The sequence below is a fragment of the Zooshikella ganghwensis genome (assembly GCF_018263875.1).
Taxonomy (GTDB): Bacteria; Pseudomonadota; Gammaproteobacteria; order Pseudomonadales; family Zooshikellaceae; genus Zooshikella; species Zooshikella ganghwensis.
Genome location: NZ_JAEVHG010000006.1, coordinates 61,394 through 77,422, shown reverse-complemented (window position 1 = coordinate 77,422; position 16,029 = coordinate 61,394). Strand labels below are relative to the sequence as shown.

The 16,029-nt window shown below is 35.6% G+C and carries 11 protein-coding genes; 5 read left to right on the top strand and 6 right to left on the bottom strand.

The genetic code is table 11. The annotated features are described in order from the left end of the window. The first annotated feature begins 108 nt into the window (after positions 1 to 108). Together KHS79_RS10795 and KHS79_RS10790 are read left to right on the top strand one after the other, a co-directional pair. Entirely contained in the window at positions 109 to 843 is a 735-nt protein-coding gene (locus tag KHS79_RS10795) for a hypothetical protein (protein WP_094786025.1), read from the top strand. Between the two features lie 858 nt (positions 844 to 1,701). Then, positions 1,702 to 2,133: a carbon storage regulator gene (locus tag KHS79_RS10790; protein WP_094786026.1), complete on the top strand. Its 432-nt coding sequence runs from the start codon at positions 1,702 to 1,704 to the stop codon at positions 2,131 to 2,133. 249 nt (positions 2,134 to 2,382) lie between these two features. On the opposite strand, the gene KHS79_RS10785 is transcribed toward KHS79_RS10790, so the two are convergent. The 3 genes from KHS79_RS10785 to KHS79_RS10775 form a co-directional block, all read right to left on the bottom strand. Then, the gene (locus tag KHS79_RS10785) at positions 2,383 to 3,354 is read right to left on the bottom strand and encodes a hypothetical protein (RefSeq protein WP_094786027.1); all 972 of its coding nucleotides are present in this window, start codon (positions 3,352 to 3,354) and stop codon (positions 2,383 to 2,385) included. 16 nt (positions 3,355 to 3,370) lie between these two features. After that, positions 3,371 to 4,975: a hypothetical protein gene (locus tag KHS79_RS10780; protein ID WP_094786028.1), complete on the bottom strand. Its 1,605-nt coding sequence runs from the start codon at positions 4,973 to 4,975 to the stop codon at positions 3,371 to 3,373. 561 nt (positions 4,976 to 5,536) lie between these two features. Then, positions 5,537 to 6,271 carry a substrate-binding periplasmic protein gene (locus KHS79_RS10775; protein ID WP_094786029.1) on the bottom strand — a complete coding sequence of 245 codons (735 nt, stop codon included), beginning with the start codon at positions 6,269 to 6,271 and terminating at the stop codon, positions 5,537 to 5,539. 723 nt (positions 6,272 to 6,994) lie between these two features. On the opposite strand from KHS79_RS10775, the gene KHS79_RS10770 reads away from it, so the two are divergent. The 3 genes from KHS79_RS10770 (at position 6,995) to KHS79_RS10760 (ending at position 11,270) form a co-directional block, all read left to right on the top strand. Further along, the gene (locus KHS79_RS10770; RefSeq protein WP_212718829.1) at positions 6,995 to 7,873 is read left to right on the top strand and encodes a LysR family transcriptional regulator; all 879 of its coding nucleotides are present in this window, start codon (positions 6,995 to 6,997) and stop codon (positions 7,871 to 7,873) included. A gap of 201 nt (positions 7,874 to 8,074) precedes the next feature. Continuing rightward, on the top strand, positions 8,075 to 9,379 hold the full coding sequence (locus tag KHS79_RS10765) for an aerolysin family beta-barrel pore-forming toxin (RefSeq protein WP_212718827.1): 1,305 nt from the start codon (positions 8,075 to 8,077) through the stop codon (positions 9,377 to 9,379). Positions 9,380 to 10,682: 1,303 nt separating this feature from the next. Then, a complete protein-coding gene (locus KHS79_RS10760; protein ID WP_212718825.1) occupies positions 10,683 to 11,270 on the top strand; it encodes a PhnA domain-containing protein in 588 nt (195 codons plus the stop codon). A 666-nt stretch (positions 11,271 to 11,936) separates the two neighbouring features. On the opposite strand, the gene KHS79_RS10755 is transcribed toward KHS79_RS10760, so the two are convergent. From KHS79_RS10755 to KHS79_RS10745, 3 genes are all read right to left on the bottom strand, one after another. Beyond that, on the bottom strand, positions 11,937 to 12,641 hold the full coding sequence (locus tag KHS79_RS10755) for a cupin domain-containing protein (RefSeq protein ID WP_212718823.1): 705 nt from the start codon (positions 12,639 to 12,641) through the stop codon (positions 11,937 to 11,939). 62 nt (positions 12,642 to 12,703) lie between these two features. Then, a complete protein-coding gene (locus tag KHS79_RS10750; RefSeq protein ID WP_212718821.1) occupies positions 12,704 to 14,461 on the bottom strand; it encodes an asparagine synthetase B family protein in 1,758 nt (585 codons plus the stop codon). A gap of 11 nt (positions 14,462 to 14,472) precedes the next feature. Further along, on the bottom strand, positions 14,473 to 15,318 hold the full coding sequence (locus KHS79_RS10745; RefSeq protein WP_212718819.1) for a hypothetical protein: 846 nt from the start codon (positions 15,316 to 15,318) through the stop codon (positions 14,473 to 14,475). Positions 15,319 to 16,029 lie beyond the last annotated feature (711 nt).

The following is a 16,029-nucleotide window of genomic DNA, read 5'->3' as shown; positions in this document are numbered from 1 at the left end:
TCATCATTGGGTAGAAATTCTAACTCCGTAATTGGAACAGCCTTTTACAATAGACTGTTACTGTGTAACTACCCTCTATTTACCCACTTTATCCAGGCTTTAAAGTTCATGGTAAAATACCCAACATATACACTGCTTGCAGTAAGTTTGTTTATAAATGTTCCTGCTATTAATGCAATGGCTGAAGAAATAGAGCCTCCACCGGTCATGAAATCCTGCACTGGAAATAAATGGTGTAATGTGCAGGTTAAAACACAGGACTGGCCTGAGCGTGGGAAAAGGTCAGGAGAAAAAAATGAAGGTTTAGAAAAAGTTGATATGGAGCTTTTTTCTCTAGATATTCCCAAAGGTTATATCAAGCGCGACTATGACAAATCGAGGCAGCAACTTGAGGTGAAGTATTCAGACTATACTTTATTGCTGATTAAGGAGGAGGCCGGTGCGTATAGCACTAAGCATTCATTGATACCTGATGAAAAGATTAAGCAGGATCCCAAGTATCATCCTATTAAGCAGTATGAGATTGCTTTTACAGAAACAGAACCTGAGAAAGAGCCAAGTGATAAATATGAGAAGCTTTTATACCGTTTGGCATTTTTTACAAAATCTTTGGGGTTAAAGGATGCTGTGATCTATAGAAAGGAAGATATCAATGCTTATCAACGGCGATATGATATGGATAGTCAACTGAATGAAATTAATGTGTATGTGACACGAGCAGATCGGCCAAAAGAAAAGTTAGTTATTGCATTAATAGGTGGTGATGTGAAGCGTCTTCAGCATATTTTAGCGACAATTGAAAAAAGCATTGATAAAGATAAGGAAGAGAGTAAGAGTCAATAGGTTAACATTTTCCAATAGGTTTTCTTGGTAACAGCTTTTATATACTCTTCGCGAATGATTTTTAGCGGGGCTAGTCTGATCTGGTCTCGTCTGTTGGAGCTAGCGATAGTAACCATAGTTGTTTAAAAGTGCTAGCTGGGCCGTCAAGTGCTGAAGCCACCAGAGCTTATACAAATAAGTGACTGTGGTGGCAGTTAAATACTCCTCGGCAATAGCTCCTGCATTGCTCTACTAAAAAAGCAATTGGTCACATTACCAGATCCTGAGTGAGGGGCTGAAAATGATGGATCTATCCTCATTTACGCATATGAACTTTCTCTATGGATGTCGTTTTGTGATGAGTTTCAAACTATTTTTTTGTGTTTATATTTGTGAACACTGCTTTATTCAAAACAATGCTAATTGAGTTCATATTTCCTTATAACAAATAGCCAAACTGTGAAGTGTTGCCTCTCAGATAGTCCGTTTTAAGGTAGTCTTGCAGCTTATTTAGTTCACTTTAGCGTTACTCTGACGCAGTTTAAAAAGTGCTAGCTGATAAAGGATAGATTGAAGAGGGGGTTAAAGCCTAACTTCCATAATACGCAGGGGCTGAATGGTAAACACCATAAGAGTAGTGCTTTACTCAGCTAATGCTTAGCCATGGTTTGGGCATTAACGAATAATCTATGGTTGAAAAATTAAGAGAGAGTTGTCAAGAAGACATTGCATTAACTCACAAATGATAAGCTGAGTCTATGCAGAAGTAGATATTTTGTATATCTACTAGGGGATAGAGAATTTACTTTATAACCAATAACTAACTTGGTTAGTACATCATTTTAATGGACTATTCGCAGGCAGTATGAGAGTCATTTCATGTTAAAGTTGACAATTAAAAAAGGCCATGCCATTTGTATTGGCGATGATATAAGGATTGAGTTTGAACCCGAATACTATAAAAATAAGGTTCATGTAAAAACAAAAATTTTTGCTCCAGATGAAGTCCCTGTAAAGCGATTGGAAATTTATGAGGGAAAAGAAGAAATCGAAAAGGATATTAAAGATTATTTCCGTCGAGTTAAGTCTTACAAACATAAACAAACAGATTCACCTCGTAACAGTTCTGCTCCCATAAAGCAAACAGTGCGCCATCCTTATATGTTGCATCAGCAGTCAAATTATAATAACTATTATGATAAATCTGATTACAGTCATGACAATGTTGAAAGAAATATCTCTCAACCAAAAATAATAGTAAAGAAAAAGCGAATGTTAAGTGCCTCAGAAAGTGATAGCAATGCATTATAAATTGGCATTGCTTTTGGCACCTGTGGGTTGTTTTTGACAAACTATTTATAAGGCTAACATGACGTAAGTTAGCTAAATGCTTAATGGGGCTTTAGAGATATAAATTCTTTATATGCTAGGTTTAACCAGTTTGAATGCATTAAACTGATTAAACTATTATTCTGCCCCATATAAACTACACGGTTTAACCGTTGCGAATAATTAGATTCCAGCTTTAATTTAAAGCAATTTAATAGACTATATTGCTTTTTATGACTCAATCGAAAGATTAAGCATTGTGGTAATATTTTGCCATGAATGCTGCTTACTCAGCGTCCTTAAGCTTACCGGCCTTTCAATTTGTGTCTTTATCTTTAAGATACCTGTTGTTTCAACAAAATTACTAAATGAATCTATCCATTCTTGTGCAACTGCTTTCGAAAGCCCTTGATTTTGTAAGTCTTGTAACCAATAGTTATTTTGAACTTGGTTGATCAGCGATGTAGGTTCAGTATCAGGACTTAAAGGTAAGGTTAGCTTATGCCACTCCTTAATACGTGATAGCAAACCACTGTCCTCAAACTGTAAATCAAGCTGTTGAACTCTTAAACTGCCTAGTTGCTGATTACTTAAATCATAAGATAGTTTGGAGTTTCCAGATAATATTGATATTCCAATTTGTTGAAGTTCTTTTCGAGCAAGCCGAAGCCTATCTAAAGTTATATCTGAGACTAATAAACCAACAGAATCTATTTTGAGCTGGGAATGAATGTCGACACTATCAAGTTCGGGTGTATATTCCCAGTCGACTGCTAAGGATGCTGGGTGGTGTTGGTAGCCAATTGCAATAAGTGTTGTTATGGTGTCACGGGCAGGATGATCTGTTGGGAATAAGAGGTTCAAATGATTAATCAAATCAACATTGTAGCCTTCAATTACGAGTGTTCCTACATACCAGTCCTCAGGTTCTTGGATCGTTGCGAGGGTTGTAGAAACTGAATCAACACGAATAGTAAGAGGTTTGCCCTTAACCTCATAAGAAATTGTTGGGCTAAAAAGAGTCATTGTTTGCGTGAGTGGGTTATAAAAAACGTGATCATATTTAAAGTCATCAAGCAGTTGAAGCTTTTCAAGCTGAGCCATTAAGCGTTTTTCAGCACTGACTTGAAGATAGAACCAGCCACCTAAAATAAAGCTTAATACTGTAACAGTAACAACTGTAAATTTTACCAAGCGATTCATTACAGCTCCTTAAGCTTTACTGCCAAGTTTCAATGTTATAGCGCTTTAAAACAAGCTGAGTTATGTCGTTAAATTCAGCACATTTTTTTTGCTTACATTTTTCTACTCTTTTGATCTCTAATTGCGGTATTATAAATTTATTATTGGCTTTTAGTTTTGTATTGCCAGTAACTTGTGCCCAAACTAAATACCAGCCAGGTTTAGTTAGTTTCGGGTGATTAGTGATGTGCATTAAATAGGGCCAGTTAGTGGTTGCTTTTTTAGAGTCAATGCTGTCAATATGAATTAAATTAAAGACAGGAATAGGTTTTTTCTCTAATAAGGAGGTTGCTGCAGCTGTTAGGGGATTGCCTAGCCGTTCAGCTTTAGGGAACAGATAAGTGAGCCTAGTAGCAAAGTCAGCATTACGCAACATTTGGGTATCTTGACGAATTAACGCAGAAACTGCTCCTTCAGGAGGTTTTGGTTGAACTGGTCGCTCAGTACTTTCAGATGAAGCCAGCCCCTCTGAGTAGTTTTTTTCAAGCCACTTACCGTTATCACGTGTGGCGGTTACTTGAAATAAAATATGTTCATTATTTTCAAGTGGAAAAGTAAGTTTATTTACAACTAATAGGTCAAATGGGGTGACATTACTTGTTATTTTGCGTAATAAGCTTTCGGTTGCACTAAAGAGTTCTTGGTGTTGAATAGAGTTTTTTTGAGTTGATGAGCTTGTTATAGCAATAACTTGGCGTTTATTAAAGTGCCATACGCCATTATTCATGGTGAGTAAACCAATAAAATGAACATCTAGCTTGGCATCATGACCTAAGTAAAAGGAGAGAAATTGCTGCTGTTGAAGCTGAAAGCGGTGTAAGAATATAGAGTGGGCAAGATTTAGCTGAGGGTCAATTGGAAATCCATGCGCAAATTTACCATTTAGCTGTTTTAATATATAGCCGTCAGTTTGATGAGCTGTTACTTTTCCTAGTCCATAAACAAAGCGTCTGCTGTCACAGTTTAAACCAGTGTACTCAATATAAAGTAACCTTGGATCTTTCCCTAGTGATAATTGCGGTAGGCGAATTTTACAACGTTGATCTTTGGTAGTTATTTCGTAGTCTTTTACACCATAGTAGGATAACTCTGCTTGGTGCTTTGGCGGGTTCCACGAGTTACCATTTTGATTAGTCTCCTGGCTTGAGATTTCGTCTGCCACTTCCAGTGATAATGGGTCTTGTTGAGTCGGTTGTATATTTTTCTCAAGTTGCCAATTATTATTTCGAGAGGCTTGCCCAATAAAAGCTGTCTCGCCTTTTTGGTTTTTGGCGGTAATTACGACAATATTCACTGCCGGACAGAAAGTAGGATCATTTTCTTCTTTTTTAGTATTTAACAGGATACCTAAGCGCTGTGATAGCTGCTGAACTTTTGTGGTATCTGAAAAGCTATGAGGGGACTCAGCTTGTAGCAGTATATTCACTTGCTCACCACACCATACTGCATTTTCTTTTGCAAGAGCATAAATTCGAAGTTGCATTTTTTTTGAGTGAGCGATTAATTGATTTTGGTTTGCTTGTGCTGAGCTAACATTTAATGCAATAAGACTGATGATGAGTGACTTTATAAAAAATGTCATATAAGAGTGACCTTTATCACACCTTAGACTTGAGTAAGAGTCAGGAAATGAAGATATTTCGACATGTGATGAACAGTCATGAGAATCAACTTGTTGTGTACGAAATAACGATAGCATTTTAGCTAAGAAAGCGCCTTAAACATGATAGAAGTCATATGGAATGTCATTATTTTAACTGTTCTACAAGCTAGTATGAAACTTGATGTATATAAATGTGAAACTCTGCCCACCTAGAACTGCTTAAGCTGTGCGCTTAACAGGCCCTAATACCACTAAAAAACCTTCATTTTGACTATATACCCAATACGAATGATTTCTAGGTTTTGTTATCTTCACTCCTCATCCCAATTACCTATTAATATAGGCTCATGGGACTTCGTCACTCGATGGATGCACCTAAAAACCATTCGTATTGGGTATAGAATCTAGCTAAACACGAATAGTGCAGTAATGGCCACTACTTATAAATGGATTATTTGGATTTTCTTTAGTCTATATTTGCTTGCATGAATTGGATTCACTGGAAAAGTATAATAGCTATCCGTTATAATTATAATATTTTTATTCTTTTTGGGTATATTTGTGTGTTAATCCAACAAAAGCGCCATCTTCTATCATGGCATGGGTTGCTTCGAGTAATAGGTTTGTCAGTGAAATGTTATGCTTGCTGAGTGCACAGTGTAAAGAATATTCTTTATCGACAAGTGATGAGAGTTTCAAGCCTTTGGCATCGCCAGTTTGAGTGCGGTAATAAAAAGAGTATTCATTGTCAACAATGGCATATACTCGCTGCATCTGAAGTAATTTGTATAAGCTTGTCGTTTTTAACTTATTAACTCTACTGGCAATGCCTTCTTTGAAGAGCTTTGTGAGCAATTGACTATAATGGTATCCCAAGTGAGTACCTATAAGCTTATTCTTAAGTTCATCATGACTTTTCAAGTCAGATGTCTGATTTGAAATAATAAAAAACTCTTTACGTTTTAATATTTCTGGTCCCCAGATAAGTTTCTCCGGGGTATAGGACCATTTAGGGTTATGAAAGCACAGCATTTGAATGCTTCCTTTAATTAACATTTCGTCTGTACGTTTGGTCGGCAGCTCAGTAAGCATGGCTATTAAACCTGCTTTTTTTGCAATGCCCATGGAAACGTCATAAACAATTCCTCCTATCAGTTTTCCTTTTTCTGCAATATGAAAAGGTGGTCCATGAAGTACATAACCAATATTTACGGGATTGCTATTTGCGTATGCAAAATTTATGAGTAGAAGAGCACAAAAAATAAAGGGCTTCATAAGACAGTATTATTACAATTATAAAGTGTCATCGCATAATCCACATAAGAATTAAATTATGTTGTTATTGACAGTATATATTAGTGTAGGTCGCATAAAGTGGGTGCTTCGTTTTTTTAGATTTTTATTTTTTGTAAAGTAACTTTGTTTCTTAAGGTTGGTGTTTCTTAAGGTCAGTGTTTCATAACTGAATTAGTTAGCAAAAATGTTATGTACACTGTGGGACTATCAAAAGGAAAAAGATTCTCTTTTATTGCATGGTTGTATTTTGAGTGATGCTGTGTGGAATTGCTAATTTAGTTATATATACAATTCATTATTTTATGTATGTATACCCAATACGAATGGTTTTTAGGTGCGGCCATCGAGTGACGAAGCCCCATGAGCCTATATTAATAGGTGATTGGAGTGAAGATAACAAAACCTAGAAATCATTCGTGAAGGGTATATAGATAAATATTAAAAGCTAGTGTCGTTAAATATATAAGTCTATGACTAATTGTTAACAAATTTTATACAGAAAAGTTAGTAAATTACGGTAATAAACAGCTAACTTGAAAAAAATATTTTAAAGTGTATTGTGGACACTAAAGAGTTTGGTTTTAATGATTGCTTAACAACTATATCATGTACCCAATACGACCCTAAAAATGACTCGTAAAAGGTATAGATTCGTCATTATATGACTAATCACAGGCCCACTTTATATCGGGCATCCTTAATATGGATACACTAAAGCAGTTGCAAGCCTTTATTCATGTTGTAGAAGCTAGTAGTTTTTCTTTAGCAGCAGATGAGTTAGAGGTCGCGAATGGCACAGTGAGTAAATGGGTTCATAATTTAGAATCTATGCTTGGTTGTCAGTTATTGGTAAGAAAAGGGAACAGTGTTTCGTTATCTAATCGTGGTGCTGAGGTTTATAGGCAAGCATCAGAGCTTTTGAATAGCTATCAGAAGTTGCTTAATGTTGCTGCTGAGAACCAGTCCAAAGGTATGGTACGTTTATGTATTCCAAGAATATACGGTGATATAGTTCTTTTTCCTCTCCTTTTGACGTTTTGCACAATGTATCCAGACATTATGCTGGATATTCATATGAGCGACCAGAAAGAATCTATTTTCAAAAATGGCTATGATGTTGTTCTGAGAATAGGTGATATACCAGAACAAGATGTAGTAGCAAGGTGTTTAGGAAATTTATCTGTTGTTTTAGTTGCACCTATTGACTGTGTCGATATCAATCGCTTGACTGATAAAGAGTATATAAAAAAGATACCTGTAATACTGCATAATAACTGCCGACGAAACTGTTTGGAGCGTTTCCTAGACATGAAACTAAACGAGAGTCAGGTGGCTATGCAAATCAGCAGTTCACACAATGTTTTGAAGGCAGTTCATACAAAGAAAGCAATGACGATAATACCTTATTATCAAGCAAAAGAAGCTTTACTGAGAAGAGAGTTAGTACAGTTACTACCTAATTTAAAGTTGACCTCGAAAGCGTTAAATATCATCTATCCAAATAGAGAATTTGTTTCACCTCAAGCAAAGAAGCTCATTAATTTTATTGTTGATAATCATTCAGAACTTGTAACTTCGTAGCTCCTCTAAAAGTTACTCATTATGAATATGAATAGTAATGTTTTGTGAAAATAAATAAATGAAATTTAAATAATGTGATCGTTTCTAAAGTGGAAAAACAGGTTTTCCTTAAGCTATATTTAAATTTAAAAACAATAAAAAGCATAATGAAGTCGTCCAATAATCAATAATTAACCATTGAGTAAAGATAAGGACGTAATAATGCAGACTCCATATAAAACTAACTCTGTTCCATTAGTGTTTTTAGTAAGTGCGGCAATAGCATCTTCTGCTGTATATGGAACAGTAAAAGATGATATTCCTTCTTATCAAGATAAACTTTATGCTATGCAAGATAGTGAAAGCTTGAAATGGTCTATTTTAAATGATTCTGAATTCCATAAGCCATTAGCCTACTTAGCCGATTATTTAGGTTATGGTTGGTGTGGGGGGACTGCATCACAGTATGTCGGTGAAGACATGGAAGTAGAATATAATAGTTCAAACAGTTACTCGATCAATGCGCGTTATAATAGAAATGATCCCTATGCCAGTGGGTATTGGGCTGACCGCCGATTGAAAATGAATATTTCAGATATTAAGTTCATTACTTTGCCAAGTACACTGGTGCTGGGAGCACCTCAAGTATACGATCGGCAACCTTTAAGAACTTATGTGGCTGTTATTAGAAACTTTGGAAGTACTACAGATACCGCTGTTGCAGATCTGAAATATGATCAGAAAACGAGTTGGTCAAAACAAGATAATTATTCTTTTACAGAAAAAATCGGTATTGAAAAAGAGTTTAAAGCAGGGCTACCTATATTAGGTGCAAATGTAAAAATCAATGCTGAATTTAGTGCTACTCAAGGTTGGAATGAAACAAATGGGAAAGAACAAACAACCACACAAGTCGCTCAATACAGGGCTTCACTTCCACCAAAGTCAAAGCGAACAATATATCTAACATTATTCGAACAAAAAGCTGATATTCCTTATACATCAAAAATGTATATGAATTATAATATCCAGTTTTCAAATTTTTTGCGCTGGAGTGGAAATGCTAAGGCAAACCATCCAGATAACCGTCCACAATTTGACTACACATTTGGTAATAGACGAAATCTGAGCGGTCCTGAGGATATTCTTGATCAGTACCTGCACCATGATATTAAAGGATATGGTCCATGGGACTGGCCTTGGATGATGAATAAATATGGTAAAAACTCTGTAAGCTGGGTCTTAGGTCAAGTAACGAAAAAGCGTTATGGCTCCACATTAAGCGGTAAATTCATGACAGTGGATGGCAGCCAATATAATATTGATGCTGGTCCAGACGAACCACTAACAGCAGAAGAAATTGCAGAATTTGAACGTCAAAATGGTAGTTCCACTTCACGTCGTGCTAAACGTAGTTTGTCAAGTAATAGTAAATTGACATTAGAAATTGTTGAAGTTCAAACACATGACAATAGTGATACTGTAGGGAATGTGAGTTTGACGCTGAGTCCTTCTCAATCGATGTAATTGTAGATCTATTTATGCCTATTGCTATGCATACTGTTCAAAGCACTTAACCTAATGTAGTTACAAAGCATGCATAGCGTGCTCCTGGGAGAACTCTTTAGCAACAGGGATGTTGCGAATGAAGTATTTATGCAGTTTTTTATCTGCCAATCCAACCTAAACGCTTAATTTGCAAGCGCTTAGGTTGCATCAATTGATAGCTAGGCTTATTATCCTTTCGGTTTAGTTTTTAATGGGGAGTAAATAAATAATTCTGTTTAATCATTTAATAATATCTCCTGAGAATGCTTTTCATTAATATACCTTTAACGAATCATTTTTATGGTTTGTTGTCCTCGTACTTCACCCCAGTCACTTATTAATATAAGATCCTGGGGCTTCTCGCTTGACGGCCGCCCCTAAAAGTCCTTCATTTTAGGTATAATAACTTTGAAGATGCTAATAATTTAAATTTGCCTGTACGCTGGTTTTGTTTTGGTCTAACTGAAATCTTACAAAAACAAATAAAGTGACGAATGTCACTTGATAGTTGTGATGCTGTGTGTAAAATGCGCAAAATTTAGCATCATATACTAAAGGTAAATAATGGAGACCCGTTTCTTTGAGGGCATTCTAGTCATGCTTGCTTTTTATTGTCTTATTGCGTTGATAGCCCTTGATATTTATTTGTTCTCGACATATTCATTCATTATATGTATACCACTGTTGTCTTTGATATTCATTTCTCGGATGTTTTTAAAGGGGCATCGAAGTAAGCTGATTTCAAAGTGCGAATGTACCTGTAAGCAGTAAAGTTCTCTCTGCCAATGACCTTTCTAGTAAGAAAATGCAGGTACGATCGTTTATATGAATATTTTTTTTTAAGTTATGGTAGAAATAAAATTGCTGACAAGCTATTTAGATATCCCGTTTAATATCCATAATATTAATTAAAGTATATTATAGTTAATATTTTTGTGCGCATGGAATGCGCATGCTAATAAAAAATCCTTACGTGCATGTTTCAATATTTTATACTGAATAATATCTGTATTAGTTTTGAAAATATTCTTTACTAAAGGTCTTTTGGTGGAAAATTAGTCTCATAATAATGCTTTTTTGTTGGTTTTTTTAAAATACATTTCATTTTCAACGATGCAATTTGCATTACAATTTGATGACGTAGTATTAAATTTTACTCGAGGCTGTTCAAAAAGAGTGCTCACTTGAAAAATAGTTAAGTGCTTATAGTGATATTATGATCCCATACAAAAGTCATTCGCGTTATACTAGTGTTATATATTGTATGAAGATTGAGCTATCCATGAATACAGAACAAGCATTATATGCACGTAGTGAATCTAAATGTGAACTTTGTGGTATATCTGAAGATCTAGCTATTTACGAGGTTCCGCCTAACTCCACATGTAGCCCTGAGGACACCATACTAGCCTGCAATACATGTAGGATGCAGTTGGAAAACCCTGAAACAGTAAATGTTCATCATTGGCACTGCCTTAATGAAAGTATGTGGAGCCAAGTACCAGCAGTTCAGGTAGTGGCATGGCGAATGTTGACTCGTTTGAGGAGTGAAGGTTGGCCACAAGACTTATTAGATATGTTGTATCTGGATGATGAAACCCTCGAATGGGCAAAACAAACAAGTGAGGGGACACCCTCTGATGATGGAGTGAAACATATAGATAGTAATGGGGCAGTACTAGAAGCTGGAGATAACGTAACCTTAGTCAAGGACTTAAATGTTAAAGGTGCAAGCTTTACTGCAAAGCGTGGAACGGTTGTACGAGGAATATCGTTGGTCGCTGATAACCCCGAACATATTGAGGGTCGTGTGAATGGACAACAAATTGTGATTCTTACAAAGTTTGTAAAAAAATCCAATCCAAAATAAAACTATAGTGAGAGCCATCTCAAAAATGAGATGGCTTTTGATGTTATTTAGAAATTAAAGTTTTCGATCAGTCCGAGTCGTGGTCTTCCTATATTGATTAAAAAACTGTTGATACCAATCATATCATTCGCTCCACAATAACTGTCGCGACAAAAAATATTAACATCTGTTACTTTAATTGTATTATCTCTAACAGAGATTTTAATAATGTATGGATGTTTATTATGTTTGTTTGTAATTAAAAAGTTGAAGTGGTTGTCATTGGATATAAAAATATTTATTAGAATGATGAAATTATAACAAATGAAGTATATCTGATACAAAACTGCTTAATTATATTATGAAAAAAGTAGCGACAACTTGCGACAAAACAATACTTTAAATACGGTGTATATTTACTTATAGTGATTACTAAGACAGACATAAGTGATGTTAAACGTATAACTACTTTGTAAGTCAACGTTGTTGTCTTTAAGTATTACAAGTGCTTCTTTACTGACACTGGGTCCTAATACATAGAGCATACTAGTGTGCAAAGTAATTGGTAAAGTTATTAATAGTACGTTGGTATCGATTTATTGAGTGTTCTCAATTTCCTTGCTCGTAATTGTGGCCTATCTCCGTCTTTTGGTTTCCCCTGCAGATGGAGATAGATTTTTTTTCAGGTTAACTCAATATCTTGTGACCGCTGACCCAAGTTCTATTAATCATGGGATGCTCCTCATGGGTTGGACCCCAATCACTATCAGGGTGATAGGCAATGACGTCCATACTGTGCTCGTGAGTCTGAAAGTGATGCACTGAGTTTGCAGCAATCATGAATACCATGCCTTCCTCAAGCTCAATGGTATCTCCCTTGGTACAGCATAAACCATTTCCCCTTGCAATAATTCCTGCCCGTATGCTTGGGTGAGTATGCGGCGTTTGTTTCGTGTGAGAAGGAAAATGTAGAAGGTTTAAACAAGGGTCTCCTTTTAATGGTGGACAACAAAGTAATGAGTCAGTACAACCATCGATATAACGGAGTCGTCCTGTTTTTTCTATAGGGCCTCCCATTAAGTGCATACCCTGATAATAAAGGCGCTGGCAGATAACAACGGTAGTTAAGGGATATATTTTTAAATTACAGCCAGTAGGTACATGAAACCATTGTTCTTTTTGTACATTCCAATTGACTAGGCTATCTTGTACAGACAGTTGGCCTGAGTATACATATCCAAAACAAGCTCCAACGTTATCAATTTGCATTATGGCTGGCTCGCTAAGTTCACCCGTTTTATAGCCAAATAATCGCGTTGGATAATTGCTTAGATTATCTTCAAATAATAACCCAAAATAATTGTACCAAATTATTACATCTTCAATATGCAATTTTTCTATCCTTGATTTTATAAGGTTTATTTGACGAGTACACTTAATAAAAAAAATTTATTTTAAATAGCTTGCTTTTCTATGACTAGCCGCCGCCATATCTCAAAAGTTAATAGCATCCAAAGTTTAATGCCAAATCGACCATTATGTTCACCTGTATTGTAGTCTATTAGCTGTTTAAGTCTTTCATAATCGAAGATACCCACTTGCGAGACTTCTTTTTTGGAGAAGATATGCTTTATAAAGCGTTTCATTTCACCTTGGCACCAAAACTGGACAGGTACTCGCATTCCACTTTTAGGCCTTTTAATAATAGAAGCGGGTAGCAGAGCCTGATAGGCATGTTTAATAACTAGCTTTTCATCACCAAAATTGATTTTGTGAGTGCCAGGCAGTTTGAAGCTAAAGCGCACTATGCGTTCATCAAAAAGGGGAGAAAGGGCATTTAGCTTATGAGCTTGTAGCATTCTTTCTACTTTAGGTAAAATTAAGTGAGCACCCTTGAGACGAATATTCATTGCCATTAGTTTGTTAAGTAAAGTATCAGGTATTTGGGTTGTAAAAAATGGTGATAGAACACCTATTAAATCAGTATCATGAGAGTAATATTTTTTTACATCTGGAGTTAAAAGCTTATCCAGTTCATCATATGCACGCTGAAAAGATTTTAGATAATTTATTTCTCGTGTTTGTTTGGTTGTACCTGCAAAGTCAGTACCATACCAATGGCTTAGTAACATGCCATAATTTTTGGGACCGCCAAAACATGGATCGCCTCCTTCGCCATTAAAAATCCACTGACTATAGTTACTTGCATACTGAGCTAGCTCAAAATTTGGTACAGTTATTGGATCTCCGATGGGGTCGTCTAACAACCAGATTATATCACTTAATCGTTGTAAAAAATTTTTAGGTTTTATATATACTTCATGATGCTGGGTATTATGTTTTTTTGCAACCGAAAGTGCATAATCAAGTTCATTGGGATACTTTTTGCCAAAATGGATTGAAAAAGTATTTATTTTTTTCGTTTTTAGTTGTGCTAATTCAGCAGTAACAACGCTGGAGTCTAAGCCACCAGATAAAAAAACACCTAATTCATTAGTTGTTGGCAACCTGTCAATGATAGCGGCTGATAGCAATTGTTTGAAATGTCGTGCTGACTTGTTCCTATCCTGAGTCTGATAAAAAGTTTTAACTGACTCCTGCTCGAAAAAAAAGTAGCGCTTTAACGTATATTTATTATCCTTCCAGATAAGATAGTGACCAGCAGGTAGTTCATATAACCCATTAAGCATAGTATTATAGCCTGGTACAAAGCTAAAACTTAAATATTGTGCAAGAGCCGCATTATTAATCTCTCGAGTAAATAGAGGTAACTGATGGATTGCTTTAGGTTCAACGGCAAAGAATAGGTTTTGTTCAAGCTGGCTAAAATAAAGTGTTTTTTGTCCAGAGCCATCTCGTATTAAATAACCAGTGTTGGATTCTTTATCATACAAAACAATAATGAATGCACCTTCAAGCCTACAAAGTTCATTGATCCCGCTTTGACTATAATTAACTATGATTTCTTGTGGTTTGGTACTGTATGATTCACCCGTAAAAAAACCATTGATCATTAGCGTTACATGATCCTTTCGCCATACACCGGCATGGTAGTTATAGTTAGCCTGTTCAGGTGCTGTTGCTATAGTCGCAGTTAATTCGCCGATTGATACTTGTTGTGGACTATTAGCAAAACGGTGTTCTAGTTGACTTACCATTTGTTGAATGATTTCACACGGTTGGTAACCAAAATAGCCGACGAGTCCTGTCATATTATTATTGTTTACCCAAAGTCATCTGCTAAAGCAAAAGATACGTAGGTAGAAGCAGCGGTTGCAGCGCCCAGTACCAATAAATCTTGTAATTGTGATTTGTCTTTGCTCATCAACTGTGTTGATAAGGGGTAGGGTAGCATATCTACCGCACACTTAGTGATTCTCATGCGTTTGTGGAGTGGTTTTGCTTGTTTTATTTGCTCTTCATAATAACCGATGTCGTATACTTGCTTGGTGTTTAGCTTAACATTGAAACTTTTTTCAATAGCCAGAACCATCTTAACTTTATTTAGTTTGGTCGCATGTAATAAAAGGACTGGTATATTATCTGCTTGTTCGAGCAGTATTTTAAACTGACTTTTTAGGTAGAGTGGATAGCCATCTTTTGATACGATGAGCGCTTTTGACCGCATATGTTCGTCATTTAATATTAAACAATCTACAAATAAAGGATCGTCAACGACAATTATTCGTTCAGCACCATAGTTAAATATATCATTCTCTTGATACTTTGCAGGAGGATTTTTAAGTTTAGGCTTGTTAATTAAATAATTATTATTTCTACCAGCATCTACCCAGCGTTTATAGTAACTGGAAAAGTCCTCTATACTCATTGGCTTGTTAGCATTGAACACTAGCTTAATTACAATTGCAAATATAATTAACGCGATAATAAAACCAATTAAAGAGAGTGTGCCGACTAAAATTATAGAAATCAAGCTACAGATTATAATGGCAATAAATAAAGGTACATAGAATGACCTAGACGTAGCTTTCAAAAAGACACTATAGAGCATGTTCTTAGTAAAATAGCGTGTATTGAGCGCACTAGCTTTAAGCTCTAATTTTTTCATTTTGTTATCATTGAAAGGTTCGGTTTTGGCATGAAATATAAACTTGTACCCACAAGAACACTGAGTATTATAACCTTTCAAAAAACATTCACATGATGGACAGATCATTGTAGCGCATCCTTGCTGATCTTCTTTGCAAAACTATTTCTGTTATATTTCTTTTCCTATAGCAATATCTTTTGAAAATAATTTTTTGCATTAGCAAATGATTTTTAATAATCATAGTAAAGTCTAATTTCGCTTTTGAAAATCTAGTCTAGCTTTAGTTATACTTAAAGTTACTTAGAGTAGATTACTATTAGGTCATCTTGTGCTGACTCTCTAGCCCTTACACTGACAAGTCCCTTTAGAACTTGTCGATTGGCCGGGTTAAACTACCCCAATGCACCTTTGCATTGAGCTTTATACTATAGCTGTCATCTTTGGCAGGAGCCACACCATAGGGATGACAGGGTACTCTTTTGTTTCAAAATCTACATACATGAATGATAAATATGAAGTGTAAAGCTAGGATAGCAAGCACAACTTAAAATAATACCATGGTATTATTTTTTTTCGATGAGTCATGTATTGGTAAGCTTTTAAAGTGACTCTTCATTCCTATAATTATTATGGCAATCTATATTATAGACGGTATTGTAATGTTAAGAGCTGATAAGGCTGGTAATAAATGAGTTATTACTGCGAATTAAGGTTGTTAAATTACAATGG